The organism is Bacillus sp. SJZ110 (assembly GCF_006715455.1).
In the GTDB taxonomy this organism is placed as follows: domain Bacteria; phylum Bacillota; class Bacilli; order Bacillales; family Bacillaceae; genus Bacillus; species Bacillus subtilis.
Window position 1 is genome coordinate 531,293 of sequence record NZ_VFNF01000001.1, and the last position, 26,964, is coordinate 558,256.

Here is a 26,964-nt window from a genome sequence, read left to right on the forward strand (position 1 = left end):
CTCCATCAGCTGCAATGACATTGTCTGTGGGATTTTTTTAGAAATCTTTTAGCCTCTTTTTCCGGCTATTAAACCTTTTTATTTTGCTGATCATAGGTTTTCCAATCATTTACTTGTATTTTTTTCAATGTCACTGAAACATTTTACCTGCTGCGGCGTCCAATATAAGGTGATTCAGCACATCATCATTATCAATTTTCAAAAACAAGAACTTATAAATATAGGAATATTTATCGAAAAATGTCTTTCGAGGAGTTGCCCCATGGCAAATAGAATGGTACGCTTCAAATATTAAAGAAACGTGAGGTATTGATATATGGAAGAACGATCACAGCGCAGAAAGAAAAAAAGAAAACTAAAAAAATGGGTGAAAGTTGTTGCCGGTTTAATGGCTTTTCTAGTCATTGCGGCAGGCTCTGTCGGCGCCTACGCTTTTGTAAAGCTGAACAATGCTTCTAAGGAAGCTCACGTCAGCCTTGCACGCGGAGAACAATCCGTAAAACGGATCAAAGAATTTGATCCTGGAAAAGATTCATTTTCTGTATTGCTCTTAGGAATTGATGCCAGGGAGAAAAACGGCGAGACCGTCGATCAGGCAAGAAGTGACGCGAATGTGCTGGTTACATTTAATCGGAAAGAAAAAACAGCTAAAATGCTGAGCATTCCGCGTGATGCCTATGTAAATATCCCAGGCCACGGGTATGATAAATTCACACATGCTCACGCCTACGGCGGAGTTGACCTGACTGTGAAAACAGTTGAACAAATGCTGGATATTCCCGTCGATTATGTCGTAGAAAGCAATTTCACGGCTTTTGAAGACGTCGTAAACGAGTTAAATGGCGTCAAAGTAACGGTAAAAAGCGATAAAGTCATTCAGCAAATCAAAAAAGATACAAAAGGTAAAGTCGTTCTTCAAAAAGGAACACATACGCTTGATGGTGAAGAAGCGCTCGCTTACGTAAGAACACGTAAAGCGGACAGTGACCTTTTACGCGGGCAAAGACAAATGGAAGTGCTGAGCGCCATTATAGATAAATCAAAATCATTGAGCTCAATTCCGGCTTATGATGATATTGTGGATACGATGGGGCAAAATTTAAAAATGAACTTATCTCTTAAAGATGCCATCGGCCTGTTCCCGTTCATCACTTCATTGAAATCAGTTGAGTCTATTCAGCTGACGGGTTATGATTATGAACCTGCCGGAGTCTATTATTTCAAATTGAATCAGCAAAAGCTGCAGGAAGTTAAAGAAGAGCTGCAAAACGATTTAGATGTATAATGAACGGGATGGCGATTACGCCATCCCGTTTTACATATTTCCTTATTGAAAATTATCAAAGTAACGATTAGCCTTAATTTATATGGATTATGTTTCACAGGCAAGCTGAACATACTACACGAAGCAGCTTCATTTTTAAGGAGGTTCCCCTACATATGAAATGTATTGCGATTGATCTAGACGGAACATTACTGAATAAAGAAAGCGTCATTTCTGCGGAAAACAGAGAGGCGATCAAGCGGGCCGTTGATGCCGGCATCCTCGTCACCATTTGCACGGGAAGAGCGACATTTGATGTAAAAGCGCTGCTGAATGACTTGGACATCCCTATCATTGCAGCTAATGGCGGTACGATCCATGACACGGGTTACCGTTTGATCAGCCGGACATTAATGGATCAGGAAGCCGGTAAAGCGATTGCTGATTACTTACTTTCAAAAAACATTTATTTTGAGGTATATACAGATGACCATCTGCTTTCTCCTTTTGACGGCGAAGCTAAGCTGCACGCGGAGCTTGACATTCTAAAGAGCGCAAATCCAAACGAGCAGACGGATGAATTGTGGCAAGGAGCCATGACTCAATTCAAACAGTTTGGCATTAAACCAATCCCTCATATCGAATCGGTTTTTGACGGCGGTGAAAACATTTATAAGCTTCTTTGCTTCTCCTTTGATATGGACAAGCTGAAACAAGCGAAGGAAGAACTGAAGCATCATAAAAAACTGGCGCAAACTTCTTCAGGAAAACATATTATCGAAATCCTGCCGGCCTCATCAGGAAAAGGACGCGCGTTAACAAAGCTGGCTGACATATACGGAATTGAAACACAGGATATCTATGCGATCGGCGATAGTCCAAACGATTTGTCCATGTTTGAAGTCGCCGGACACCGAATCGCCATGGAAAATGCGATTGATGAATTAAAAGAAAAAAGCACCTTTGTCACAAAAAGCAATGACGAAAATGGTGTGGCCTACTTTATAGACCAGCTTCTTTCAGGCCAATATGCATAAAGAAAAGACTCCAGAGATTGGAGTCTTTTTCTTTTATTGCACCCGTATACTTCCTGCGTATTTATCCTTCCAATATGTGCTCGTGTTCATATTGGTGATGGTCACGCCGTTTGATAATGTGACATGAACAACTTGTCCGTTTCCGATATAGATGGAGGGATTTAAGCTTGTTGATTGAAAGAACACAATGTCTCCCGGCATCAGGTCCGCCTTCTCAATCTTAGTTCCGGCATTGTACTGGCTTGTTGCGTATCGAGGCAGGGAAATGCCAGCTGCTTTCTGGTAGACATATTGGACAAATCCAGCTGTATCAAATCCTGTCTCAGGTGTTACTCCGCCCTGTTTGTAAGGTACTTCTCCGACATAAAGCGTCGCTTCGGAAACAATCGGATTTTCTTTCGGGATTGTCAGGTTGTCAAATCGGCGAATACCCGTCATCTTCGATTTCCAGTAATCCTCTGACAAATAGGAAATGGTTACTTTTTCTGACCGGCTTGCCTGAATGAACCTGCCTGCGCCCGCATAAATGCCTGCATGTGAAATTCCCGTTTTATACGTATTGCTGAAATAGACGACATCACCAGGCTTTATGTTCTGAGGGGCTACCTTCTCGCCCACTGCCCACTGCTGTTCGGCTGATCGCGGCAGATAAATGCCGAGTGCCTGTTGAAACACATATTGCACAAGCCCCGAGCAATCAAAGCCCTCTGACGGCGTGCTTCCGCCAAACACATATGGGACACCGATATATTTTTCGGCCTCCTGAACGACAGGAACATCAGCCGTTGCCGGATCGGCAGCGATTCGTCTCGCTCCGATATAAGTTCCGCTCCAATAGCTGCTTTTTTTGTAATTGGTGATGATAACCCCTTTTGACTGTGTACTGTGAACCATTTGGCCGTCTCCGATATAAAGGGCGTCATGTGTCGGAACAGTGCCGGTGCTTCCCTCTTTCTTGAAAAACAAAATATCACCCGGCTTCAGGTTTTCCGGCTTTACAGCTGTTCCGATTTTATACTGGTCGTTTACAGATCTCGGCAGATGAATATCAGCCTTACTGAACACATATTGTATCAATCCTGATGGATCGAAACCCTCTTTCGGCGTTTCCCCGCCATATTTATACTGATATCCAAGCAGTTTTTTTGCTTCGCTGACAATCAATTCTGATGATGTATCAGCTTCCGCAATCTCCGCTTTTGTCATAATTGGAACCAAAAAACAAATGATAACCGCCACAAGCAAAAACTTCTTCCAGTTTGCCAGTGTGTTCACTTTTATTATCTCCTCCTCTTTTTGCAGTTTTAACATCGGTATTTTTTTGAATATGTTAAGAGACTTTTTGATATTTTTACAGAATGAATATGCTGGGCAAATAAAAAGAGAGTGTCTCATCAGACACTCTCTTTTTTGAATTATTTATTGGCGTTTACCGGTTCTTCCTGCTGTTGGATTTTATTCATTTCCATATCAATCTTCTGTTTTTCCTGATCTGTCAGCTGATCATTGAATTTAAAAGCTGACATAAACATGAACACGATGGCTACGGCAACAAATGGCCAGATGGCTTTGACAAATTTCATCTTTATCACTCCGTTTATTTAGATTTTAGTTTGTCACTATGATCAATATCAAACGTCAGTTTTCCGTCTTCTACTTTCCAAGCGAAATTAGAGTCTTTCGTCAGTTCGCGAATAATGGTTTTCTGTTTAAGGCTGTCTTTTTTCACAGGTGCAGGTGTCGCTTCATGGATATCGATCGGTGTCACTTCAAAGCGGCCTGTTCCATTTTTCTTCAGGTGATACTGAACCAGTGCACTGTCTCTTGTTCTCGTCCAGCCTTGATCAAAGACAAAGTTGCCGAGGCTGTAGAAAATGACGGTTCCGTTATATACTTCAATCGGTTCTAAAACGTGCGGGTGATGGCCGACGATGATGTCAGCTCCCGCATCAGACATGGCTCTTGCAAGCTGGCGCTGGCGGTCATTTGGATCATTGTCATACTCTTGTCCCCAGTGTGACTGCACAACAACAATGTCCGCATGTTTTTTCGCTTCTGAAATCATAGGGATGAAGATTTCAGGATCTGCGGGCAGCACGCCCGGCGTATTCTTTTTAGCCGCAAAACCTTTCCCGGACACATCGGTAAAGCCAAGCGTCGCAATCGTTACCCCGTTGACTTTCTGGTACGAAATTTTCTTTTTCGCATCACTTAAGCTGTATCCCGCTCCAACGATATCAAGGTTTTGCTTCGCAAATTCTCCAAGTGTATCTTTCATGCCCTGAACGCCGTAATCCATTGCGTGGTTGTTGGCGCTGTTGAGAACTGTGAAATTCATGTCCTTCAAGACTTTTACTGATTCCTTATTCGTCTGCAGATGAATCTTTTTATCTGCTTGTTTATAATTCTTTTGATAGGTTACCGGGTTTTCAAAGTTTCCTGCTACATAATCCGAAGCTCTAAAGATCGGTTCAACATATTGAAAAATACTGTCTGCCCCTTTTTGCTCCGTTACTTTTTCAACATAGCGTCCCATCATAATATCGCCTACAAATGAGGCTGAGAGTACGTCGTCAGAATACGTTTTGACCTTCGGCGTTTCCGCTTTTCCCGCCCACATGAAAGCGAACATAAGGACAAAAACGATCGGAATGGCAATAAATACGTGCTTATTGGTTTTCTTTTTTTGCTGTTTTGTCAGCTTTAGCAGCTTTTCATGAAAGCTCAGTTCTTTTTTCATCGTTTGACACACCTTACATTAAATTAAGTAGTAAACAAACATGATTGCAAAGGTCGCTCCGCTCAATAGCAGCGTGCTTCCGAACGTAATGGTTAAACCTTGTTTCTGAATGGTATTGGCAATTAAACCTGGCACGATGATGCCGATTCCTCTAAATTCTGCGATTTCAAATGGTACAATCGGGTATAGAAAATCAAACGCGATTTTCAGAACGATCCCTGTTATCAGCATGGCAGCGAATTTTCGGCGTCCGTACAAAATCATAAATTTGGATAAACCGTATTTCACAATGACATAAGTGAGCAAGCTCACTAGCAAAACAAGTAAAATAAAGACCGGCTGATTAAACACAAGTCCTAAATATCCCGGTACAACCAGTCCTGCCGGCACGATCCCTGTTTTTTCCGCAAAAATTAAACTGAGTAGTACACCTAAAATTAGTGCGATGTATAAATCTGATCCGAACATGTCTGCATTTCCCCCTAGCTTACGAGCTGCTTTACCTTGTATTCGTGGATTTTTTCAATTAAAGGCTCTGCGGCACCATGAATATTGCCGACGCCATATATGACACGGTTGTGCATTCTTTTCTTTAACAATTCCATAATTTCATCTGTTGACTTATACTCTAGATCATGCAGTTTGTCTGCAGGAATTTTGCCTTCTTCGTAGGCTTTTACGATCGGTTCTGTTGTTTCACCGATTAAGATCAGTTCACTTGCTTCAATATAAGGCAATACGTCATTTGCGAATTGCTGTGTCCGATCGACACGGTCTGCGCGGCAGTTCATGATGATGATCGGATCATCGGTCGGGTAACCGATTTCTTTTACACGTTTCCATATATTCAAAGTAGAAGAAGCGTCGTTTGCGGCAAACCCATTAACAAAGTGCCCAGGCTCGCTCGGACTGATCAGCGGAAGAATTCTCATTGCTCCCGGATCTGGCGGCGCATTCAGCATTCCCTTAAATGCTGTTTCTTCGTCAATGCCGAGTGCTTGAGCCACACCCAGCGCCAGAGAAGCGTTATCAGGGAATACCATGTATTCAAATTTACGTAAATATTCATCTGTAATTTTTGAGTTATCAGCAATGATGACTTTTGTGTTTCGTTCTTTTGCTTTTTGTTTAAAGAACTCGGTATATTCACTATCTGTAATGACAAGATGGCCATTATAAGGAATTGTAGCGGTAAACGCTTCTGCAATTTCATCAAGCGTCGGCCCCATGACATCCATATGGTCTTCTAAAACATTCACAATGACGCCGATATTGGCCTGCAGAAGTTCTTCCTGAAAGATGATTTGATAATCTGGGTTAACAGCCATGCATTCACTGACAATCGCGTTAGCCCCTCTTTCTACTGTTTCTCTCATGACTTCTTTTTGCTCTCCGATATTCGGCCCCTGAGGTTTCCGTTTAATCGGCTTTTCCTCCGGTGTGTCCCAGTAAATCATTCTTGCATCTGTTCCTGTTGTTTTTCCAACAGTCTTGTAACCGGCTTCTATTAATATTCCGGTTGTCAGCCTTGTCACAGTCGATTTTCCGCGGATGCCGTTAATATTCACCCGAACAGGGAGGGCATCAATGTTTTTCTGATGTCGTCGTTTTTCTAATATTCCGATGACCAGTATGACAGCACAGGCTATAATGAGTAACCACATTGCTTTTCGACATCTCCTTCTATATTGTTGTAAATTCATTCATCAGTATATAGAATCACTATGAATTCTCAATCGGCATTATGTAACATAATCTTCCCTAATCGACTAAGCCAAACTTCTCTTTTGAAAGAGATTTTATACCTACAAACTGTTTTCTATTTTTGGAAAACAGCAGGACTTACACCTTATCACTTTTTTTAAAAATCGAAGAGAATGCGCTTTCATTTTTCTCCTGATATCCTTCTGGACGTATAGTCACACCCCGCTGTTTGTATTTAATATGCATTTCAAATCAATCTTTTTTTCAGCCTGTGTTATCAAGCATCTCCTGCTATCATGCGTGTTTCCGGTTCTTATGAACACAAAATAGTTTTATCCTGTTTCTTAAGGACAAGGTCATAATGTCATCCTTTCTGCATGGAAGCGGCAATATTAGGCCCATTCCAAAATGACTAATGGGACCAGCCATGAAAACGCTAAACATACGAGTCCGAATTCTCTAACATAATTAAACATTTTCTGGGATGATAGTCTTTTCTGTTTCTCACCATTTACAGGTCTAAACGCATGACTTTGAAACAATTTTAATAAAACTTAATATTTGTTCAAGAAATCTTCATCCATATTTGTGAAGACTTTGTCAAAAAAAGAGTGAAAACCTTAAATTTTTCAATTATATATACAATTTACAAGTAGATTTCTTTTGATATTTTTATTGCTAACTTCGGATTGTTCATGATAATCTATCTATGTAAACGGTTACATAAACAAGGAGGAGCTGTTTTGGCTACAATTAAAGATGTCGCCGGAGCGGCGGGCGTTTCAGTTGCGACGGTTTCCCGCGTCCTGAATGATAACGGCTATGTACACGAAGAAACGCGAACGCGTGTCATAGCGGCGATGGCGAAGCTGAACTATTACCCGAACGAAGTCGCCAGATCTCTATATAAAAGAGAATCCCGACTGATCGGACTTTTGCTCCCGGATATCACAAACCCTTTCTTCCCCCAGCTTGCCCGCGGTGCGGAGGATGAATTGAACCGGGAAGGCTATCGCCTTATTTTCGGCAACAGTGACGAGGAATTGAAAAAAGAACTTGAATACCTTCAAACCTTTAAGCAAAATCATGTCGCAGGCATTATTGCCGCAACAAATTACCCGGATCTCGAGGAATACAGCGGCATGAATTATCCAGTTGTTTTTCTGGACAGAACACTTGAAGGGGCTCCTTCTGTGTCCAGTGACGGCTATACAGGAGGAAAGTTAGCCGCTCAGGCTATCATTCACGGGAAAAGCCAGCGCATTACGCTCTTGAGAGGACCCGCTCACCTGCCGACCGCTCAAGATCGCTTTAACGGTGCTTTGGAAATCTTAAAGCAGGCTGAAGTTGATTTTCAGGTCATTGAGACGGCTTCATTTTCAATTAAAGATGCACAATCGATGGCGAAGGAGCTGTTTGCCGCTTATCCAGCGACAGATGGTGTGATCGCGAGTAATGATATTCAAGCCGCTGCCGTTTTACATGAAGCATTGCGGCGCGGAAAAAACGTGCCGGAGGACATTCAAATTATCGGCTATGATGACATTCCGCAAAGCGGACTTCTGTTCCCGCCACTTTCTACAATTAAACAGCCCGCATATGATATGGGGAGAGAAGCTGCCAAACTGCTTTTGGGTATCATCAAAAAACAGCCGCTGGCAGAAACGGCAATTCAAATGCCTGTCACCTATATAGGAAGAAAGACGACAAGAAAGGAAGATTAAGATGCGTAATATTTGTGTGATTGGTAGCTGTTCTATGGATTTAGTGGTCACCTCGGACAGACGCCCAAAAGCCGGTGAAACGGTTCTTGGCACGTCATTTCAGACTGTGCCGGGCGGCAAAGGAGCAAATCAGGCCGTTGCCGCAGCTAGACTTGGGGCGCAAGTGTTTATGGTCGGCAAGGTCGGAGACGATCATTATGGAACAGCTATTTTGAATAATCTCAAAGCTAACGGCGTTTGCACTGACTATATGGAACCGGTTACACATACAGAAAGCGGAACCGCTCATATTGTGCTTGCTGAAGGCGACAACAGCATTGTCGTTGTCAAAGGCGCGAACGATGACATCACCCCAGCGTATGCGTTAAACGCGCTCGAACAGATTGAAAAGGTCGATATGGTGCTGATTCAGCAGGAAATCCCAGAAGAAACGGTTGATGAGGTGTGCAAATACTGCCATTCTCACGATATCCCGATCATGCTAAACCCAGCACCGGCCCGCCCGATCAAGCAGGAAACAATTGATCACGCCACCTATCTGACGCCGAATGAACACGAGGCTTCGATTTTATTCCCTGAGCTTACCATTTCTGAAGCTCTGGCGCTTTATCCGGCAAAGCTCTTTATTACAGAAGGAAAACAAGGCGTCCGCTATTCGGCTGGCAGCAAAGAGGTGCTCATCCCGTCCTTCCCTGTTGAGCCCGTTGATACAACCGGAGCCGGTGATACGTTTAACGCAGCCTTTGCCGTGGCCCTGGCTGAGGGAAAAGATATTGAAGCCGCATTGCGGTTTGCCAATCGTGCCGCTTCCCTTTCTGTCTGTTCCTTCGGTGCCCAAGGCGGAATGCCGACAAGAAATGAAGTAGAGGAGCTGCTTTCATGAAAAAACACGGTATACTGAACAGCCATCTTGCCAAGATTTTAGCAGACCTTGGCCACACTGATAAAATTGTCATCGCGGATGCCGGACTGCCGGTTCCTGACGGCGTTTTGAAAATTGATCTTTCACTGAAGCCGGGCCTTCCGGCTTTCCAAGATACAGCGGCAGTGCTCGCTGACGAGATGGTCATCGAAAAAGTCATTGCTGCATCTGACATAAAAGCATCCAATCAGGAGAATGCGAAATTTCTAGAAAATCTTTTCTCTGAACAAGAGATTGAATACCTTTCTCACGAGGAGTTTAAGCTGCTGACAAAAGAAGCAAAGGCAGTCATAAGAACAGGAGAATTCACACCATATGCCAACTGCATCCTGCAGGCGGGTGTGCTTTTCTAGAAAGGAGGATGAAACATGCAGATTGAAATGAAAGACATTCATAAAGCATTCGGAAAAAACCAGGTGCTGTCAGGTGTTTCCTTTCAGCTCATGCCTGGCGAGGTTCACGCATTAATGGGAGAAAACGGCGCCGGCAAGTCCACGCTTATGAACATTTTGACAGGCCTGCACAAATCGGATCATGGTCAAATCAGCATAAACGGAAACGAAACGTATTTTTCCAATCCAAAAGAAGCGGAACAGCATGGAATAGCCTTTATCCATCAGGAATTGAATATCTGGCCGGAAATGACCGTTCTTGAGAATCTATTTATCGGTAAAGAGATATCCTCCAAGCTGGGCGTCTTACAAACAAGAAAAATGAAAGCGCTAGCAAAGGAGCAGTTTGACAAACTCTCCGTCTCTCTTTCTCTTGATCAAGAAGCCGGCGAATGTTCCGTCGGACAGCAGCAAATGATCGAAATCGCAAAAGCGCTTATGACAAATGCCGAGGTCATCATTATGGATGAACCGACCGCAGCGTTGACTGAACGTGAAATCAGCAAGCTCTTTGAGGTCATTACAGCGTTAAAAAAGAACGGCGTCTCCATTGTCTATATTTCGCATCGCATGGAAGAAATTTTTGCGATTTGCGACAGAATTACCATCATGCGTGACGGAAAAACGGTAGATACAACAAACATCTCAGAAACTGATTTTGATGAAGTCGTCAAAAAAATGGTCGGACGGGAGCTGACTGAACGATATCCAAAACGCACTCCTTCTCTCGGTGACAAAGTATTCGAGGTGAAAAATGCTTCCGTAAAAGGGAGTTTTGAGGACGTCAGCTTTTATGTTCGTTCCGGTGAAATCGTCGGTGTTTCGGGATTGATGGGAGCCGGCCGGACAGAAATGATGAGAGCGCTGTTCGGCGTTGACAGGCTGGACACGGGTGAGATATGGATCGCTGGGAAAAAAACGGCTATTAAGAACCCGCAGGAAGCCGTGAAAAAAGGTCTCGGCTTTATTACAGAGAATCGCAAGGATGAAGGGCTCCTGCTCGACACCTCGATCCGCGAAAATATTGCCCTGCCCAATCTGTCCAGCTTCTCACCAAAGGGTCTCATTGATCATAAGCGGGAGGCTGAATTTGTCGATCTGTTAATCAAACGCCTCACTATCAAAACAGCATCACCGGAAACGCACGCACGCCATTTATCAGGAGGAAACCAGCAAAAAGTGGTGATAGCCAAGTGGATCGGCATCGGACCGAAAGTGCTTATCTTGGATGAGCCAACCAGAGGTGTGGATGTTGGCGCCAAACGAGAGATTTATACGCTGATGAATGAGCTGACCGAACGCGGCGTCGCTATCATCATGGTGTCATCAGAGCTGCCTGAAATTCTGGGAATGAGCGATCGGATTATCGTTGTCCATGAAGGCAGAATAAGCGGAGAAATCCATGCGCGAGAAGCAACACAAGAACGAATTATGACACTTGCCACGGGAGGGCGGTAATATGAAAACGGAACAACTGCAAACAGAACAAAAACGGATTCACTTCGACGGAGTCATGCAAAAACTCGGCCCGTTTCTTGGTTTATTTATTCTCGTTATCATTGTATCTATTTTAAATCCCAGCTTTCTTGAACCGCTGAATATTTTAAACCTGCTTCGCCAGGTCGCCATTAACGGATTAATCGCGTTCGGGATGACCTTTGTCATTTTGACAGGCGGCATTGATCTTTCTGTCGGCGCTATTCTTGCCCTGTCCAGTGCTTTAGTTGCGGGGATGATTGTGTCCGGTGTCGATCCGGTTCTCGCGATCATCCTTGGCTGTATCATTGGTGCCGTACTAGGCATGATCAACGGATTATTGATTACTAAAGGAAAAATGGCGCCCTTTATCGCCACGCTTGCGACCATGACTGTGTTTCGCGGACTGACGCTAGTGTATACAGATGGAAATCCGATTACCGGACTTGGCACAAACTACGCTTTTCAGATGTTCGGACGCGGTTACTTTTTAGGCATTCCTGTACCGGCAATTACGATGGTTCTTGCCTTTGTCATCCTTTGGGTGCTTCTTCATAAAACACCATTCGGACGCCGAACGTACGCTATCGGCGGCAACGAAAAAGCCGCGCTCATTTCAGGCATCAAAGTGACGCGCGTGAAAGTGATGATCTATTCTTTAGCCGGGCTTTTATCCGCTCTTGCAGGTGCCATATTGACTTCCCGCCTGCATTCGGCCCAGCCGACTGCGGGAGAATCGTACGAACTTGATGCTATCGCGGCAGTCGTCTTAGGAGGGACAAGTCTTTCCGGCGGCCGCGGACGCATTGTCGGCACTTTGATCGGGGTCCTGATCATCGGCACACTTAATAACGGGCTTAATCTGCTTGGCGTTTCATCATTTTATCAGCTGGTTGTCAAAGGGATTGTTATCTTGATTGCGGTATTATTAGACCGCAAGAAGTCAGCTTAGGAGGGTTTTCACATGAAAAAGGCTGTATCCGTCATTTTAACGTTATCATTATTTTTGTTAACCGCCTGTTCGCTTGAGCCTCCCCAATGGGCAAAGCCGTCAAACTCGGGGAACAAAAAGGAATTCACCATTGGCTTGTCCGTATCAACACTTAATAATCCTTTTTTTGTCTCATTAAAAAAGGGTATCGAAAAAGAAGCTAAAAAACGGGGAATGAAAGTCATCATTGTTGATGCACAAAATGATTCATCGAAACAGACGAGTGACGTGGAAGATTTAATTCAGCAAGGTGTTGATGCATTATTAATCAACCCGACTGATTCTTCGGCGATCTCAACAGCAGTAGAATCTGCAAACGCAGTCGGTGTGCCCGTCGTAACAATCGATCGATCTGCCGAACAAGGAAAAGTTGAAACCCTCGTTGCTTCCGATAATGTAAAAGGCGGTGAAATGGCCGCGGTGTTTATTGCCGACAAACTTGGAAAAGGAGCAAAGGTGGCAGAGCTTGAAGGCGTCCCCGGCGCATCTGCCACACGGGAACGCGGCTCAGGATTCCATAACATCGCAGACCAAAAACTCCAAGTTGTCACAAAACAATCAGCTGACTTTGACCGCACGAAAGGCCTGACTGTCATGGAAAACCTGCTGCAGGGACATCCTGATATCCAAGCTGTTTTTGCTCACAACGATGAAATGGCGCTCGGTGCTCTCGAGGCAATTAACAGCTCGGGGAAAGACATATTGGTGATCGGTTTTGACGGCAATAAAGATGCGCTCGCTTCCATTAAAAACGGAAAGCTGTCAGCCACCGTCGCTCAGCAGCCTGAATTAATCGGTAAATTGGCTACAGAAGCAGCAGATGATATTTTGCACGGGAAAAAAGTGCAAAAAACAATATCCGCGCCTCTCAAACTAGAAACACAAAAATAATTGTCTGATGTTTAGGAACCTGCGATAACGTGAATAGAGATATAGAATGAATTATTTCTCTTACGTGAGGAGAGGAACGGCATGAACAAACCAACAAAACTATTTTCAACATTAGCACTTGCGGCTGGAATGACTGCGGCGGCTGCTGGCGGCGCTGGAACGATCCATGCTCAACAGCCAGAAACAACGGTAAGCATTGATGATTTATACAGTTATCCGATTGATTCTTATTTGGTATCAGCAGAGGCTCTAAATGTCAGAACGAAGCCTTCCGCATCAAGCCAGAAAGCCGATACGCTGCACCTAGGAGATAGCTTAAAGCTGATTTCCTTCTCAAATGCTGACTGGGCAAAGGTTCAGTATAAAAACGGAAAAATAGGATTTGTCTCCACTCATTACATTGTAAAAGCAGCGACAACGGTAAAAACCAAAACAAAAACAAAAGTATATACTTCCGCTGACGGAAAGAGCATTAAGACTCTTCCAGCAGACACAAGCGTTTCTTTTTTAGGCTGGAGTAAAACGAATAAAGGCGGTTTTGATTTTGATTGGGTATTCGTTGATTACGGCGGTGCGACAGGTTATATGAGAACAAAGGATTTACACATGACAAAATAACTGAGAGGGATTCCGCATTTATGCGGAATCCCTTTTATTATGAATTGATTTGTCACATTCCCAAGATATTTCTCAGGAAATATTGTCGTATGCTGTGTCGAAACCTTACATGATCATCGACATTTTTGTTCACGCTAAAAAGCGGAGGTGTAAATATGGATCAATTTGAAGCAGCATATGAATCGTATAAAGCCCGGCAAACAACTGTCGATCAAGAAAATGTTCCATCTGGAAAAGAAGAAATTATTGCGGTTAGAAGAAATGAGGAAGACAATATTATCGCAGTGAAAACCAATACAGGAAGAGAGCTCGACTACCCTACTGCGCTGTCAGAAGCAAAATCAGGAAAACTCGCTCATGTTGATGTCTTCCATAAATACGGGCGTGACATTTTGCGAAGTGAACCGGACGGCATCAAGGAAAATAACCTGTCTGAGCTGCCGGATTTTTAAACAAATACAGCCCTGCCGTATGTTGGACAGGGCTGTATTTTAAACAAAAGGCTGCTGGATGTATTCGGCTAACCGTTTTGCACTGTGAGAAATATCCTCTGCAGCTGCATAATTCACGCCATAGAACACATATGGAGGCAGATACTTCATGCCGATCAGATTACTCGTGGCCTGAAATGGTTTCAATAGCTCACTGATCGAGTAATGATTTGCTCCGCCCGCTTGATATTTTTCCGCTTCGCTCCCTGTTGATACAGCCAGCATCAGCTCCTTGCCATGCAAGGCATTTCCTTCTGAACCAAAAGCCCAGCCGTAAGTCAGCACAAGATCCTGCCATTTTTTCAAGAGCGGCGGAGAGCTGTACCAATATAGCGGGAATTGAAAGACAATCCGATCGTATTCCTCGCACAGCTGCTGTTCCTTCGCAACATCTATTTCTTCATCCGGGTATTCCTTATAAAGATCCCGTACTGTGATATTGTCATGTTTACTCAATTCCTCAGCCCACGCCTTATTAACAACTGAGGTCTCCATATGAGGATGCACTGCCAAAACCAATATTTTCATCAGACCACACCTTTACTGTTTTGATGTTATTTTAACTAAAATCAGGAAAAGAGCCAAATAAAAAGAAAGCCCTGCTAAAAGGGGCTTTCTTTTTTTCTTTTATTCAGGACTTCCTTCAGTTGTTTCGATATCTTTCGCAAAATCAGGATTATCCAGATTCGCATTAAAGAAATCCGCTGTGTTCGGAAGTCTGAGATTCATGTTCATTTTTTGAGAAATCGTAACCGTGCAATCCTCAAGCACATAGTCAAAAACGTGTCCGCCTGAATTGCGTCCTTCGTCAATGAAGTGCAGGTGATAGCCAGAAACGGCGATTCCGTTTGCATAAGCTGGTGTCAAGAAACCTACGATCGTTCCTCTCACATTGTCGAAGTTGAAAATCGGCTGTGTTTTGACCGCTTCAACCATTGGCACGTAAGGTTTTTCTTGAAGTTCTACCGTTCTTGTCTGCACCTTTTTAAACAATCCGTCAATACGAATTGCATAAAATAAGTTTCTGCTTGGCAGCATGCTGTTGATCTCTTTTTCAAAGTCTTCGCGTGTCATTTTCGCATCAATTTTGTGCGTCATGTCCGGTGTAAAGAACGTAAATGAACAGAACGGAGAACGATCCCCGTTTTGGACCGGTGTCGCGGTTCCGTCTGAACGGAGACGGTAAAATTCGCCGTCAAACCCAATCAGCTCTCCGTCAAGCTTGTTAAAGGTTCCGATACCGAAGTCTCCATATTTCGGAATCTCTGACAGTTCAAAATCTCCGTCATATACTCCGTCTAATAGAGAAGTCATTGTTGATACTTGATAAATCTGGCTCACAGGCTGGTCTTTTTGGCCGCGGCTGAGCACTTGAATGTTGCTTTCTCGTTTCATATTTCCCTTCACTCCTTTTATTTAGTGCTGTTCATAAAACAGTGTCGTGATGCGCAGAGTGCTAGAGAGCTTTCGTTTTCATGAGTTCCCCGAATTCTTTCGGAAGCTTGTCACTTGCTAAATTAATGTTATCACTGTAGTCAACCGGGACATCGATGATGACAGGACCTTCAGCGTTCATGCCTTGACGCAGAACATCTGCCAGCTGGTCTGGTGATTCCACGCGCAAGCCAGTTGCTCCGAAGCTTTCCGCATATTTTACGATATCGATATTTCCGAAATCGACCGCAGATGTACGGTTATATTTTTTCAATTGCTGGAATGCAACCATGTCATATGTGCTGTCGTTCCATACAATGTGTACAATTGGTGCTTTTAGTCGAACTGCTGTCTCTAATTCCATTGCTGAGAATAAGAAACCGCCGTCACCAGAGACAGAAACCACTTTTTCTCCCGGTTTCACCAATGAAGCGCCGATTGCCCAAGGAAGCGCAACGCCGAGTGTTTGCATACCGTTACTGATCATTAATGTTAACGGCTCGTAGCTGCGGAAATAACGTGACATCCAAATGGCGTGCGAACCGATATCGCAAGTTACTGTAACATGATCATCGACTGCATTACGCAACTCTTTAACGATTTCAAGAGGGTGCGCTCTGTCTGATTTCCAATCTGCAGGCACCTGCTCACCTTCATGCATATATTGTTTTAAATCAGAAAGGATTTTCTGCTCACGCTCTGCAAATTCCACTTTCACAGCATCGTGTTCGATATGATTGATCGTGGACGGAATGTCACCGATCAATTCAAGATCAGGCTGGTAAGCATGATCAATGTCAGCGATAATCTCGTCTAAATGGATAATTGTCCGGTCTCCATTGACATTCCAGAATTTCGGATCATATTCAATCGGGTCATAGCCGATCGTCAGAACAACATCTGCCTGCTCTAGCAGTAAATCGCCAGGCTGGTTGCGGAACAAACCGATACGGCCAAAATACTGATCCTCTAAATCTCTAGAAAGGGTACCGGCAGCTTGATATGTTTCAACAAATGGAAGCTGAAACTTTTTCAAAAGCTTGCGAACCGCTTTAATTGCTTCCGGTCTTCCGCCTTTCATGCCGACCAAAACGACAGGAAGTTTTGCTGTTTGGATTTTTGCTATGGCCGCACTGATTGCATCATCTGCTGCAGGACCGAGTTTTGGTGCTGCAACAGCACGCACGTTTTTCGTATTTGTGACTTCATTCACAACATCTTGCGGAAAGCTCACAAAAGCGGCCCCAGCCTGCCCTGCTGACGCTATCCTAAACGCATTTGTAACAGCTTCCGGTATATTTTTTACATCTTGAACTTCTACACTGTATTTTGTAATCGGCTGGAATAGCGCCGCATTATCCAAAGATTGATGTGTCCGTTTTAAACGATCTGCACGGATCACGTTTCCAGCAAGCGCAACGACAGGGTCTCCTTCAGTGTTCGCTGTCAACAGGCCTGTTGCCAAGTTAGAGGCACCCGGTCCTGATGTGACTAACACGACTCCCGGTTTTCCAGTTAAACGGCCGACTGCTTGGGCCATGAATGCTGCGTTTTGTTCGTGCCGAGCAACGATAATTTCAGGTCCTTTATCTTGTAAAGCGTCAAATACCGCATCAATTTTTGCACCTGGAATGCCAAATACATGTGTGACACCTTGCTCCACCAAGCAATCAACAACAAGCTCCGCCCCTCTGTTTTTCACAAGGGATTTTTGTTCTTTTGTTGCTTTTGTCAACACCCTCACTCCTTATTATGCATTTTAAACGTAAAATTTTAAATATCTTGTGATAAGTTTCACTATACACTCTTTGGAAATTGACCTCCAATATCGATTCGCCTTATGATTAATATGTAATACGAATTATTAACCTATGGAAAGGAATGCATATTGAATGGAGCTTCGCCATCTTCAATACTTTATCGCAGTAGCCGAAGAGCTTCATTTCGGAAAGGCTGCCCGGCGGCTGAACATGACGCAGCCTCCTCTCAGCCAGCAGATCAAACAGCTGGAGGAAGAAGTCGGAGTTACGCTTCTGAAAAGGACAAAACGATTTGTCGAGCTTACCGCAGCAGGAGAAATCTTTTTAAATCATTGCCGCATGGCCTTGATGCAAATCGGACAAGGAATTGAACTGGCACAGCGGACGGCCCGCGGCGAGCAAGGCCTTCTCGTAATCGGTTTTGTCGGATCAGCTACATATGAATTTCTGCCGCCGATTGTCCGGGAATATCGTAAAAAATTCCCATCTGTGAAAATAGAACTGCGTGAAATATCCTCGTCTAGGCAGCAGGAGGAGCTACTAAAGGGCAACATTGATATTGGTATACTTCATCCTCCCTTACAGCATACAGCTTTACATATCGAAACCGCCCAAAGCAGCCCTTGTGTTTTAGCTTTGCCTAAGCAACACCCATTGACTTCTAAGGAATCAATTACGATTGAGGATTTAAGAGATGAACCAATTATTACTGTTGCTAAAGAAGCATGGCCTACTCTATACATGGATTTTATTCAGTTCTGTGAACAAGCGGGCTTCAGACCCAACATTGTCCAGGAGGCCACAGAATATCAAATGGTGATTGGTTTAGTCAGTGCCGGAATTGGTATGACATTTGTTCCTTCCTCAGCCAAAAAATTATTTAATTTGGATGTTACTTATCGAAAAATGGACCAAATACAGCTTAATGCCGAATGGGTTATCGCTTACCGTAAAGACAATCATAATCCGCTTATAAAGCATTTTATTCATATTTCAAATTGTCAGCAGACAAGAACTAAAGAGAGTGATGCAGGTACATGAAAGATACTTGCAATCTCTTTTTTCTTTTGGGATTCTTATGGAAATTTTATTAATTTAATATAATCGCTTAGTACAACTTCATATCAGTATACGTATACATACAGTACAAATAGTTGGCAAGGACATTAGTAAGCGCAGGACATTAGTTTGATTTTAAAAATGAAAGATAGAGAGGTGAAGTAAATTATTGAGTTCACCGGCATATTCACATTGCTCGCTTTTTTCGTAACAATGATTTTTATTTTCTGGAGACCAAAAGGACTAAATGAAGCTATCCCCGCCACATTTGGCGCTTTAATGGTTTTATTGTGCGGAAGTGTGTCATTGGCAGACTTAGGGGAAATCGGAACAAAAGTCACGGGTGCATCGGTTACAATCCTTGCCACTATGATTATGGCCATTGCACTAGAAAGCTTTGGTTTCTTTTATTGGGTGGCTGCAAAACTGCTCCAACAATCCAAGGGTTCAGGCATCAAGCTTTTTTGGCTAACCAATTTGCTCTGCTTTCTCATGACCATTTTCCTGAATAATGATGGGAGCATTTTGATCACAACTCCAATCCTTTTGCTTGTACTAAAATATTTAGGTTTAAAAAAACATCAAAAAGCCCCATATTTATTAAGCGGTGTTTTAATAGCCACAGCCTCTAGCGCACCGATTGGCGTAAGTAATATTGTTAATTTAATTTCTCTCAAAATCATTGGAATGGATCTGTATCTTCACACTGCCATGATGTTTGTCCCTAGTATGATGGGACTCATTTTTATGACTTGTCTACTGTTTATGTTCTTTTATAAACGTCTTCCCAAGAACCTGCCAGATATACCGAGCCATTTTCAGTCTCTGCGGCATAGAAGGTACCATCCTCTTCATTCGCCATCAGCTCCTTTACCAGAACGAAATCAAACAAAAATCATGTTGTTTGTGCTTGCATTTGTTTTTCTCGTCAGAATGAGTCTATTTGCAGCATCATATACCGGTATTTCTGTTCCTCTAGTCGCTGTCATCGGATCTTTTATCCTGTTGAGCTGGAGATGGATTTATTTCAAAACCTCCCCAAGAGACTTGTTATATAAATCGCCTTGGCACATTTTTATATTCGCTTTTACTATGTATGTCTTAATTTATGGTCTGCATAATATTGGATTCACTGAGTTACTTGTGAATTATTTTGAACCTGTCGTTTCTGGAAGCCTCGCCCACGCAACTTTCGCATCAGGTATCTCTACTTCAGTTTTTTCTAATCTCTTTAACAACCATCCAGCTTTAATGATCAGTACTTTTACCTTAACTGAAATGACCCTGAATCCTTCAACAACAAAAATCATCTACTTGGCAAATATTATCGGCAGTGATATCGGTTCATTATTATTACCTATGGGAACCTTAGCAACGCTTATTTGGATGCATATATTAAAACAGCATGATGAAAGTATTTCATGGGGCGAATATATAAAAACGACCATTATCATCATTCCGCTGACTGTACTTTTTACGTTAACATGTTTATATTTTTGGATCAGTTGGTTATTTCTTTAGTACAGTATGAAACGAAAAACTGCCTTCTGCTATTCAAGAGGGCAGTTTTGCATACACTAGGGAAGATGCATTGTCTTTAGATGATTTAACTTCCAAATGATTGGCTCTCCATTTGCGTTAATAAGCTCAATGATATTATTAGAGACATCCTTTAATAGACCAACTTTTTCTGGCACCTCTCCCATATCAAATATGACCAATTCACCAATATTTTTTTTGATCTGCTCCTCAAAATTACGCACAAGAGGAACTTTGGAAGGCACGACAGGCAATTGTGAGTTGTCAAGAGTGTACGGTGTTTGTTCAGTTGAATAAGGGGTAAACCATTTTAAATGATGCATAGATATAAAAAGTATTTTAAATACAGGTGAGAAAAATACAATATAATCGTTTAAAACATTTGTAACATACCCATGGATCGATCGACCCCCAGTTACATAAACTTCAATAAACTGGCCTTTGACCTTGTTTAATGTATTTCTATATGAAAAAGCTTGAGTTTCTGCCTCTATCATTGGATCTTCCGGATTGATCAAAAATGGCTTCTCAGTACTGGTCATTATTTTCGCCTTTTTCATTTGATGAAGATGCAACAAGGGAATATAAAGATAATTGCAGCCATCAAAAATAACAAAAATATCCTGTCCGATATCTATGAGGGTGCCGACAAACCTTGTATCTCCTGAAATGACAACCTCAACATCTGTGTTAAGGAATTGATTCAAACCTTTCACGATTCTCCTCCTTTAACTGAAAAAGGGCATCACTTAATCTGATGCTCCTCCATTATCTATTAAAATTTACGTTTCCAGTGATAGTCTATCGTTCTGACAATCGTTTCATAGCTATAATCTTCCTTTTGTTTTCCTGAACTTTTTATTGAACTTGAATAACCTGGTGATCTTGATGATTGATAATCTGAAGATCTTGGTGATCGTTTAGATGATTTTGATGAACTCTTTGAACCTGATGAGCTGTATGATTTTGATGATTGATAATCTGATGATCTTGGAGATCGTTTAGATGATTTTGATGAACTTTTTGAACGTGACGAACGGCCAGATTTGGATGATTGATAATCCGAAGATTTTAGTGATCGTTTAGATGATTTTGATGAACTTTTTGAACGTGACGAACGGCCAGATTTGGATGATTGATAATCTGAAGATTTTAGTGATCGTTTAGATGATTTTGATGAGCTATATGATTTTGAAGAAATGAACGAATTGCTGTCCTTATCATTATTGTCTTCCTGGCTTTGTTCATTCTTTTGATCCTCTTTTTTGTACGACCCTTTTGGGCCTAAGCTGATGCTTTTTATGTGATAAGAATAGATGCGAAGCACCTCTTGATTTTTCACTATAGTATAATGGCCGTCGGCATTATCTACAAGGATACCCTCAATGGCTTCCGGACCTCCACGATTAATTGAAACCCATTTATGAGTCAGACTCTTAAAAACCTCGCTTAAATCATCAGCTTCCAAGACACCTGATGGCGTCTGTCCTTCTATTTTCAAATCGGGCTCATGTTTACTTATACTCTTTATGTGATGGATATTAAAATACACTACCCCATCCTCATTTGTGTTTAACGCAGCGTAATCATCTCCCAGCCAGACCAATCTTCCTTTTTTAGATTCCGGACCCCCTTGATTAAATTGAACTGATTGGTTCATGAATTGTCCGATTAAGCTATGAAAATCGTCAGCGTCGGGCATTTCCTCAGTCTCAATTGCTGTGGTGCTATTATTGGTATCCTCAGTAATACTTTTCACATGATCCAACTGATAATAAATTATTTTTTTTTCAGCTTGTAAAGCAATATAATCTGATTTTACAGCAGTTAATTTCCCTTTTTTAGATTCCGGACCTCCACGATATACAGTAACAATTTTATCTTTCATTGAATGCAAAAAGTTATAATAAGATATTTCATCATTTGAATGATACTTCATTCTCCTCTTGCTCATTCAAGTTCCTCCTAGTCACTTATACATAGATGATAAACATATTGCATATATACGTGTCACGTTTATTTGTTGAACTAATTCAATAGCCTAATTGTCGCTTTTTCAGCAAAATACCTATTTTCACACATTCATAAAATACTTAAATTATTTTTGAGGTATTGTGAACGGTTTTTAATATATTCACAAATCACATCCGGCTCACGGTCAAAACGCTCAACATCATTCTTTTTGTATGGGTCCATCAAGATAAAAGGCCTAATCCGCTCATACATCGCCATGATTTTCGGTTCCATATATTCTATCGTAAAAAGAGATTGGAGCGTTTTTTCTAACAGGCGCTTGTAGGACTTGCGAAACTCGGATTCATCCAATATCCGGGCGGTTAGTGTATTAAATCCTTGAATTCTTACATAATCGGCAGCCATCCGCTCTCCATGGATATCCCTGCCCCAGGTCGCATCATAATCCCAAGGAATCACCTCAAATAATCCGGTTTCCCCGCTTCTGTATAATGCGTAGTTGTGGACAAACCCGTCATAGTTCGAGGTGAATACAATACCGGCAAGCCAGCGCAAATACTTATCGACATCCACGTGTTTTGTCACTTCTGACTTAAACTGAGCTTTAGGGACAGTATTAATTTTAAAAATCATATCCTGTAAATAAAAATCATCTTCCACAGTCCCTGTCTTCTTTTCATATCCAAGCTCCAGCGACGTCTTCGTTTCCTTTTCCAAATCGCTCATCAGAGAAAAGTTAGCATCATCATCCACCGCGTAAAAAATCGCGCCATCAGCCAGCTTCCTTTTCGCCAAATAATATTCATCTACGGATTCAAGTTCAAGATAAACCCCTTCATTCTTCCCATTCACTTTTACAAACACAAACTCTGCCTTTGGAGACAGTGTCCCTAGCTCCGAGAAAAAATCCAGAGACAATTTGTTTCTCATCAAGGAAGGGTCTTTATACTCCGCATTTAAGTGAATCTCTCGCGCGCCGCGGAATGTTTTCGGCTGATAAAAGGAAATATGGTATGACTTCTTTTTGAAGTCTCTGATATGTGATCCCCGATAAGCGATATCAATATCCAGCCTTTTTTGATTTACCTTCATCACAGCTGGCACCGGATCATCGTCCCATATATCCTTCTTTAATTCACGCAAATCTTTTGGATGAACAAACAGCTGATAAAGCGGTAAATTGGATTGATTCTTCATCCATAATCCTCCTTACAAATATTAGGCTTTTATTTTTATAAGATCTCAGCGGAACACTTATACACTTTTTAAAACCGCGCGTACTATGAGGGTAGTAAGGATCTTCATCCTTAACATCATTTTTAAAAGGAGGATTTCAAATTGGGCCACTATTCCCATTCTGACATCAAAGAAGCGGTGAAATCCGCAAAAAAAGAAGGTTTAAAGGATTATTTATACCAAGAGCCTCATGGAAAAAAACGCAGTCATAAAAAGTCGCACCGCACTCACAAAAAATCTCGCAGCCATAAAAAATCATACTGCTCTCACAAAAAATCTCGCAGTCACAAAAAATCATTCTGTTCTCACAAAAAATCTCGCAGCCATAAAAAATCATACTGCTCTCACAAGAAATCACGCAGCCACAAAAAATCGTACCGTTCTCACAAAAAATCTCGCAGCTATAAAAAATCTTGCCGTTCTTACAAAAAATCTCGCAGCTACAAAAAATCTTGCCGTTCTTACAAAAAATCTCGCAGCTACAAAAAGTCATACTGTTCTCACAAGAAAAAATCTCGCAGCTATAAGAAATCATGCCGTACACACAAAAAATCTTATCGTTCCCATAAGAAATACTACAAAAAACCGCACCACCACTGCGACGACTACAAAAGACACGATGATTATGACAGCAAAAAAGAATACTGGAAAGACGGCAATTGCTGGGTAGTCAAAAAGAAATACAAATAATCTAAGTTTTCATTGTTTCAATAGGCTGCCGGCGGAGGTACGGAAGCCTATTTTTTTATTTGCCCTGTATTAGATATATGTCATGACATAACATATGCAACCCGCATCATTTGGTTTCCTTTAAACCATTTCGTTATAATCAAGGTATCCTAACGATAAAGGCGGTTTGTTGCTATGTACATATTTCAAGCTGATCAGCTTAGTGCCAAAGACACATACAAGCTATTGTCAGGTACCGTTATTCCCCGCCCCATTGCATTTGTGACAACACTTTCTTCAGGAGGAGCGGTCAATGCCGCGCCTTTCAGTTTTTATAACGTCGTCAGCTCAGATCCTCCGCTTCTCAGTATTTCTGTTAACAGGACGGAAGGACGCCAAAAAGATACAGCACGAAACGCAGTGGAGAACGGAGAATTTGTCGTTCATGTCAGTGATGAAGCCATCATTGAAGATATCAATGAAACAGCTGCAAGCTTAAGGCCGGATGAAAGCGAGCTTACACGCACCTCGCTTCATCCTGTTGAAAGCAAAGCTGTTTCAGTTCCCGGCATTAAGGAAGCCCGCGTTCGCTTTGAGTGCAAATTAGAGCGGCATATTACCTTTGACAATGATCAAGGCGTCACTACAGCAGATCTGCTCATCGGAAGAGTTGTCTGCTTCCACCTAGATGAAAAGGTGTATGATGCAGAAAAGGGATATATTTTAACGGATGAATTAAAGCCTGCCTCACGATTGGCGGGAAATCACTATGCCAAGCTGGGGGAAGAATTCACACTGATTCGTCCCAGCTGAAGAGAAGGACTATTTAAATAGAAGAAACTAGTCAAAAAGACCTTATGATTACAAAATATCGCCTGTAAATAACTGAAAAAATATCAAAAAAAAGAACACCCAGAGTAAGCTCGGGGTGTTCTTTTATGAAACGTTTTTCCTTTTTCTTCGTATAAAGGTAGATTAGGAGGAATTGGAATGACAAACTTTTGGATTTTAATGCTGATCGCTATTACCATCAGTCTCGCCTCTCAATTTTTTATAAAGAAAAAATACGGTATTGATAAATCCGGCTGGCGATATAAGCATGTCAGCAATACACACAAATGGATCGAAATCACTTTACTTATTTTGTTTGTGGTTTCACTCTCCTTTTTTCCAGTTGAATATTTGCTTCTTTTATTTTTTATTGTGATTGACTCAATACGAATTTTTATGGAGGGGCATTATAGACCTGAAGATAAACAGTATATGTACCACATTGTAGAGGTCTCCCTTATGTTTATGCTTTTGATTTATATTTGTACCCTATAGTTATTTAAATCCCCACAGCCGCTCCGTCTCCCCGAGGATCGGCTCCGCCTTGGAGAAAGCCTTCTTCATCAACTTTGATTGCAGCCGCGTGTCCCATCAGCGGATCATAGTCACCGACAACCTCCACGAGATGCCCGCTGTCTTTCAGTTTTTGGATTGTTTTGTCTGTAAATCTGCCCTCGACTCTGAGACCTTCGTATTCCTCTCCCCACGTTCTGCCCCATACCCAGCGCGGTTCGCTGATTGCCTGTTGTGGATGCATTCCGTAGTCCAGCATTCGGGTAATGATGGCCGTCTGGGTCTGCGGCTGGCCTTCGCCGCCTTGTGTGCCGTACAGAATTTTTGGCTTTCCGCCTTTACAGACCATAGCCGGCATCAACGTATGGAAGGTGCGCTTTCTCGGTTCAAGCTTGTTGACATGATTTTCATCCAGTGAGAAAAATGATCCGCGGTTTTGCAGTAATATGCCTGTATCACCGGCAGTGACTGCCGAGCCAAATTCAAAGTACAGGCTTTGAATGAATGACACTGCGTTGCCATCCACATCGATTACGGCCGCATATGCCGTATCACTTCCCACCGGCCTGCTTTCTGCCGGTTCTGCCAGATAGCCGATTTCTCCCGCCAATCGTTTCGCATAATTTTTATCTAAAAGCCTTTCAAGCGGAATGTCAGCAAACGCAGGGTCAGTCAAAAAGGCATTCCGATCTACAAAACTCTTTTTCAACGCCTCCACAAGCACATGATAATACTCAAATGAACCGTGCTCGATTTGGGTGAAATCATAGTTTTCCAAAATGTTTAGTGTTAATAAACCGGTAAATCCCTGAGAATTCGGCGGCGCCTGATACACACTGTATCCTCGATAATCACTTGATACAGGCGCTGCCCACTCACCCCGATGCGCTTTAAAATCATCGATTGTCATGTAACTGCCGTTATTCTGTAAATGTGAGACAATCCGCTGAGCGAGATCTCCTTCATAAAATGCGCTTCTTCCTTTTTCAGCAATCAAGTTCAGACTGTCTGCAAGCTCTTTTTGCACAAACCGCTCTCCCGGGACAGGTGCATTGCCCCTTCTCGTGAAGATGTCAGCCGTGTAAGGCGTGGAAGCCAGCAATTCAATATTCTTTTCTGTGTGACGACACTGATCAGCTGATACAGGAAACCCATTTTGGGCATAATCGCGTGCGGGCTCCAATACATCTGCAAGAGACAGACGCCCGTACTCCTTCAGGACCGCATCCCAGCTATCAACCATTCCCGGCACGGTAATGGCACTGTCAATCCCCCGCAGCGGAATCGCGCTTTTTCCCTTATATACATTTCTCGTTACGTTTTTTCCTGAACGGCCGCTGCCATTGTAGACTTTTACTGCCTTTGTTTCCTGGTGAAAGATCAGCCAAAAGGAATCCCCGCCAAGTCCGGTCATATGCGGGTACACAACCGCAAGACAAGCACTCACCGCAACAGCGGCGTCAAACGCGTTGCCTCCCTTATCCAGTATGCGGTTTCCGGCTTGAGAAGCGAGGTAATGCGGACTGACGACCATTTGCTTTGTACCGATGACAGATTTGTTCATCACAAGTCCCCTTTTTTAAGAAATTTTCTTCAGTATAGGGAGCCTGATTTTTCACATCTACTGATCCGGCAGAAAAACTGACGAACTTTCTTCTTTTCGCAAATAATAAGATATTTTCGCATTCATTTCGAAAAC

At 42.5% G+C, this 26,964-nt stretch carries 27 protein-coding genes; 15 read left to right on the forward strand and 12 right to left on the reverse strand.

What is annotated here, in order from left to right; genetic code table 11:
* Nucleotides 1–316: 316 nt before the first annotated feature.
* Both tagT and ywtE read left to right on the forward strand, forming a co-directional pair.
* Nucleotides 317–1,285 carry a polyisoprenyl-teichoic acid--peptidoglycan teichoic acid transferase TagT gene (tagT, locus tag FB592_RS02615; RefSeq protein WP_141949246.1) on the forward strand — a complete coding sequence of 323 codons (969 nt, stop codon included), beginning with the start codon at nt 317–319 and terminating at the stop codon, nt 1,283–1,285.
* Between the two features lie 155 nt (nt 1,286–1,440).
* Nucleotides 1,441–2,301, forward strand: a complete 861-nt coding sequence (ywtE, locus tag FB592_RS02620; protein WP_021480751.1) for a 5-amino-6-(5-phospho-D-ribitylamino)uracil phosphatase YwtE — start codon at nt 1,441–1,443, stop codon at nt 2,299–2,301.
* A 33-nt stretch (nt 2,302–2,334) separates the two neighbouring features.
* Here the strand turns inward: ywtE and pgdS are convergent, their stop codons facing one another.
* The 5 genes from pgdS to pgsB form a co-directional block, all read right to left on the reverse strand.
* Nucleotides 2,335–3,576, reverse strand: a complete 1,242-nt coding sequence (pgdS, locus tag FB592_RS02625) for a gamma-DL-glutamyl hydrolase (RefSeq protein WP_141949247.1) — start codon at nt 3,574–3,576, stop codon at nt 2,335–2,337.
* 140 nt (nt 3,577–3,716) lie between these two features.
* Entirely contained in the window at nt 3,717–3,884 is a 168-nt protein-coding gene (gene edmS, locus FB592_RS02630; protein ID WP_003227896.1) for an extrachromosomal elements maintenance protein EdmS, read from the reverse strand.
* Between the two features lie 14 nt (nt 3,885–3,898).
* Nucleotides 3,899–5,041, reverse strand: coding sequence for a capsular polyglutamate synthetase PgsA (gene pgsA, locus FB592_RS02635; protein ID WP_003227891.1), 1,143 nt, complete (start codon nt 5,039–5,041; stop codon nt 3,899–3,901).
* 18 nt (nt 5,042–5,059) lie between these two features.
* The gene (pgsC, locus tag FB592_RS02640; RefSeq protein WP_003227889.1) at nt 5,060–5,509 is read right to left on the reverse strand and encodes a poly-gamma-glutamate biosynthesis protein PgsC; all 450 of its coding nucleotides are present in this window, start codon (nt 5,507–5,509) and stop codon (nt 5,060–5,062) included.
* A gap of 14 nt (nt 5,510–5,523) precedes the next feature.
* The gene (gene pgsB / locus FB592_RS02645; RefSeq protein ID WP_003227883.1) at nt 5,524–6,705 is read right to left on the reverse strand and encodes a poly-gamma-glutamate synthase PgsB; all 1,182 of its coding nucleotides are present in this window, start codon (nt 6,703–6,705) and stop codon (nt 5,524–5,526) included.
* A 783-nt stretch (nt 6,706–7,488) separates the two neighbouring features.
* Between pgsB and FB592_RS02650 the strand changes: the two genes are divergently transcribed.
* The 8 genes from FB592_RS02650 to FB592_RS02685 all read left to right on the forward strand — a co-directional run bounded on the left by FB592_RS02650 (nt 7,489) and on the right by FB592_RS02685 (nt 14,211).
* Complete coding sequence (locus FB592_RS02650) at nt 7,489–8,469, forward strand: LacI family DNA-binding transcriptional regulator (protein ID WP_015714821.1); 981 nt, start codon at nt 7,489–7,491, stop codon at nt 8,467–8,469.
* 1 nt (nt 8,470) lies between these two features.
* The gene (gene rbsK / locus FB592_RS02655; RefSeq protein WP_120027557.1) at nt 8,471–9,352 is read left to right on the forward strand and encodes a ribokinase; all 882 of its coding nucleotides are present in this window, start codon (nt 8,471–8,473) and stop codon (nt 9,350–9,352) included.
* On the forward strand, nt 9,349–9,744 hold the full coding sequence (rbsD, locus tag FB592_RS02660; protein ID WP_141949248.1) for a D-ribose pyranase: 396 nt from the start codon (nt 9,349–9,351) through the stop codon (nt 9,742–9,744). Before rbsK ends, rbsD begins: the two co-directional genes overlap by 4 nt.
* 15 nt (nt 9,745–9,759) lie before the next feature.
* Nucleotides 9,760–11,241 carry a ribose ABC transporter ATP-binding protein RbsA gene (rbsA, locus tag FB592_RS02665; RefSeq protein ID WP_032726997.1) on the forward strand — a complete coding sequence of 494 codons (1,482 nt, stop codon included), beginning with the start codon at nt 9,760–9,762 and terminating at the stop codon, nt 11,239–11,241.
* A 1-nt stretch (nt 11,242) separates the two neighbouring features.
* Nucleotides 11,243–12,211 (forward strand): ribose ABC transporter permease RbsC, encoded by a 969-nt coding sequence (gene rbsC, locus FB592_RS02670; RefSeq protein WP_003227873.1) that lies wholly within the window; start codon nt 11,243–11,245, stop codon nt 12,209–12,211.
* 12 nt (nt 12,212–12,223) lie between these two features.
* Nucleotides 12,224–13,141: a ribose ABC transporter substrate-binding protein RbsB gene (rbsB, locus tag FB592_RS02675; protein ID WP_085185579.1), complete on the forward strand. Its 918-nt coding sequence runs from the start codon at nt 12,224–12,226 to the stop codon at nt 13,139–13,141.
* Between the two features lie 81 nt (nt 13,142–13,222).
* Nucleotides 13,223–13,759, forward strand: coding sequence for an SH3 domain-containing protein (locus FB592_RS02680; protein WP_141949249.1), 537 nt, complete (start codon nt 13,223–13,225; stop codon nt 13,757–13,759).
* Between the two features lie 155 nt (nt 13,760–13,914).
* The gene (locus FB592_RS02685; protein ID WP_003227867.1) at nt 13,915–14,211 is read left to right on the forward strand and encodes a DUF3892 domain-containing protein; all 297 of its coding nucleotides are present in this window, start codon (nt 13,915–13,917) and stop codon (nt 14,209–14,211) included.
* A gap of 39 nt (nt 14,212–14,250) precedes the next feature.
* Here the strand turns inward: FB592_RS02685 and FB592_RS02690 are convergent, their stop codons facing one another.
* The 3 genes from FB592_RS02690 to alsS form a co-directional block, all read right to left on the reverse strand.
* Nucleotides 14,251–14,778: an NAD(P)H-dependent oxidoreductase gene (locus FB592_RS02690; RefSeq protein ID WP_015714827.1), complete on the reverse strand. Its 528-nt coding sequence runs from the start codon at nt 14,776–14,778 to the stop codon at nt 14,251–14,253.
* Between the two features lie 99 nt (nt 14,779–14,877).
* Nucleotides 14,878–15,645: an acetolactate decarboxylase gene (gene budA, locus FB592_RS02695; protein WP_003244457.1), complete on the reverse strand. Its 768-nt coding sequence runs from the start codon at nt 15,643–15,645 to the stop codon at nt 14,878–14,880.
* A 61-nt stretch (nt 15,646–15,706) separates the two neighbouring features.
* Nucleotides 15,707–17,419: an acetolactate synthase AlsS gene (gene alsS, locus FB592_RS02700; RefSeq protein ID WP_141949250.1), complete on the reverse strand. Its 1,713-nt coding sequence runs from the start codon at nt 17,417–17,419 to the stop codon at nt 15,707–15,709.
* Nucleotides 17,420–17,576: 157 nt separating this feature from the next.
* Between alsS and alsR the strand changes: the two genes are divergently transcribed.
* Nucleotides 17,577–18,485, forward strand: coding sequence for an acetoin biosynthesis transcriptional regulator AlsR (gene alsR, locus FB592_RS02705; RefSeq protein ID WP_003227859.1), 909 nt, complete (start codon nt 17,577–17,579; stop codon nt 18,483–18,485).
* 210 nt (nt 18,486–18,695) lie between these two features.
* Nucleotides 18,696–20,024: an arsenic transporter gene (locus tag FB592_RS02710; RefSeq protein WP_015251069.1), complete on the forward strand. Its 1,329-nt coding sequence runs from the start codon at nt 18,696–18,698 to the stop codon at nt 20,022–20,024.
* A gap of 56 nt (nt 20,025–20,080) precedes the next feature.
* Here the strand turns inward: FB592_RS02710 and FB592_RS02715 are convergent, their stop codons facing one another.
* The 3 genes from FB592_RS02715 to cotH all read right to left on the reverse strand — a co-directional run bounded on the left by FB592_RS02715 (nt 20,081) and on the right by cotH (nt 23,213).
* Entirely contained in the window at nt 20,081–20,758 is a 678-nt protein-coding gene (locus tag FB592_RS02715; RefSeq protein ID WP_064671505.1) for a DUF2642 domain-containing protein, read from the reverse strand.
* A gap of 59 nt (nt 20,759–20,817) precedes the next feature.
* Complete coding sequence (locus FB592_RS02720) at nt 20,818–21,996, reverse strand: spore coat protein CotH (RefSeq protein WP_077670996.1); 1,179 nt, start codon at nt 21,994–21,996, stop codon at nt 20,818–20,820.
* A gap of 128 nt (nt 21,997–22,124) precedes the next feature.
* Nucleotides 22,125–23,213, reverse strand: a complete 1,089-nt coding sequence (gene cotH / locus FB592_RS02725) for a spore coat protein CotH (RefSeq protein WP_014478176.1) — start codon at nt 23,211–23,213, stop codon at nt 22,125–22,127.
* 141 nt (nt 23,214–23,354) lie between these two features.
* Here cotH and FB592_RS02730 point away from each other — a divergent pair, with 141 nt between their 5' ends.
* From FB592_RS02730 to FB592_RS02740, 3 genes are all read left to right on the forward strand, one after another.
* A complete protein-coding gene (locus FB592_RS02730) occupies nt 23,355–23,942 on the forward strand; it encodes a CotG/ExsB N-terminal domain-containing protein (RefSeq protein WP_080009846.1) in 588 nt (195 codons plus the stop codon).
* Between the two features lie 174 nt (nt 23,943–24,116).
* A complete protein-coding gene (locus FB592_RS02735) occupies nt 24,117–24,734 on the forward strand; it encodes a flavin reductase family protein (protein WP_015714833.1) in 618 nt (205 codons plus the stop codon).
* Nucleotides 24,735–24,911: 177 nt separating this feature from the next.
* Nucleotides 24,912–25,247: a DUF4181 domain-containing protein gene (locus FB592_RS02740; protein ID WP_125121108.1), complete on the forward strand. Its 336-nt coding sequence runs from the start codon at nt 24,912–24,914 to the stop codon at nt 25,245–25,247.
* A 4-nt stretch (nt 25,248–25,251) separates the two neighbouring features.
* On the opposite strand, the gene ggt is transcribed toward FB592_RS02740, so the two are convergent.
* Nucleotides 25,252–26,829, reverse strand: coding sequence for a gamma-glutamyltransferase (ggt, locus tag FB592_RS02745; RefSeq protein ID WP_125121107.1), 1,578 nt, complete (start codon nt 26,827–26,829; stop codon nt 25,252–25,254).
* Between the last annotated feature and the right edge of the window lie 135 nt (nt 26,830–26,964).

Bases quoted from the DNA above. Each gene is read 5' to 3' on its own strand.
- pgsB (WP_003227883.1), bottom strand. From the start codon at position 6,705: ATGTGGTTACTCATTATAGCCTGTGCTGTCATACTGGTCATCGGAATA.
- pgsA (WP_003227891.1), bottom strand. From the start codon at position 5,041: ATGAAAAAAGAACTGAGCTTTCATGAAAAGCTGCTAAAGCTGACAAAA.
- rbsC (WP_003227873.1), top strand. From the start codon at position 11,243: ATGAAAACGGAACAACTGCAAACAGAACAAAAACGGATTCACTTCGAC.
- ywtE (WP_021480751.1), top strand. From the start codon at position 1,441: ATGAAATGTATTGCGATTGATCTAGACGGAACATTACTGAATAAAGAA.
- rbsA (WP_032726997.1), top strand. From the start codon at position 9,760: ATGCAGATTGAAATGAAAGACATTCATAAAGCATTCGGAAAAAACCAG.
- FB592_RS02690 (WP_015714827.1), bottom strand. From the start codon at position 14,778: ATGAAAATATTGGTTTTGGCAGTGCATCCTCATATGGAGACCTCAGTT.
- alsR (WP_003227859.1), top strand. From the start codon at position 17,577: ATGGAGCTTCGCCATCTTCAATACTTTATCGCAGTAGCCGAAGAGCTT.
- cotH (WP_014478176.1), bottom strand. From the start codon at position 23,213: ATGAAGAATCAATCCAATTTACCGCTTTATCAGCTGTTTGTTCATCCA.
- pgsC (WP_003227889.1), bottom strand. From the start codon at position 5,509: ATGTTCGGATCAGATTTATACATCGCACTAATTTTAGGTGTACTACTC.
- FB592_RS02685 (WP_003227867.1), top strand. From the start codon at position 13,915: ATGGATCAATTTGAAGCAGCATATGAATCGTATAAAGCCCGGCAAACA.
- FB592_RS02680 (WP_141949249.1), top strand. From the start codon at position 13,223: ATGAACAAACCAACAAAACTATTTTCAACATTAGCACTTGCGGCTGGA.
- rbsD (WP_141949248.1), top strand. From the start codon at position 9,349: ATGAAAAAACACGGTATACTGAACAGCCATCTTGCCAAGATTTTAGCA.
- FB592_RS02735 (WP_015714833.1), top strand. From the start codon at position 24,117: ATGTACATATTTCAAGCTGATCAGCTTAGTGCCAAAGACACATACAAG.
- FB592_RS02740 (WP_125121108.1), top strand. From the start codon at position 24,912: ATGACAAACTTTTGGATTTTAATGCTGATCGCTATTACCATCAGTCTC.
- ggt (WP_125121107.1), bottom strand. From the start codon at position 26,829: ATGAACAAATCTGTCATCGGTACAAAGCAAATGGTCGTCAGTCCGCAT.
- rbsB (WP_085185579.1), top strand. From the start codon at position 12,224: ATGAAAAAGGCTGTATCCGTCATTTTAACGTTATCATTATTTTTGTTA.
- budA (WP_003244457.1), bottom strand. From the start codon at position 15,645: ATGAAACGAGAAAGCAACATTCAAGTGCTCAGCCGCGGCCAAAAAGAC.
- FB592_RS02720 (WP_077670996.1), bottom strand. From the start codon at position 21,996: ATGAGCAAGAGGAGAATGAAGTATCATTCAAATGATGAAATATCTTAT.
- rbsK (WP_120027557.1), top strand. From the start codon at position 8,471: ATGCGTAATATTTGTGTGATTGGTAGCTGTTCTATGGATTTAGTGGTC.
- edmS (WP_003227896.1), bottom strand. From the start codon at position 3,884: ATGAAATTTGTCAAAGCCATCTGGCCATTTGTTGCCGTAGCCATCGTG.
- tagT (WP_141949246.1), top strand. From the start codon at position 317: ATGGAAGAACGATCACAGCGCAGAAAGAAAAAAAGAAAACTAAAAAAA.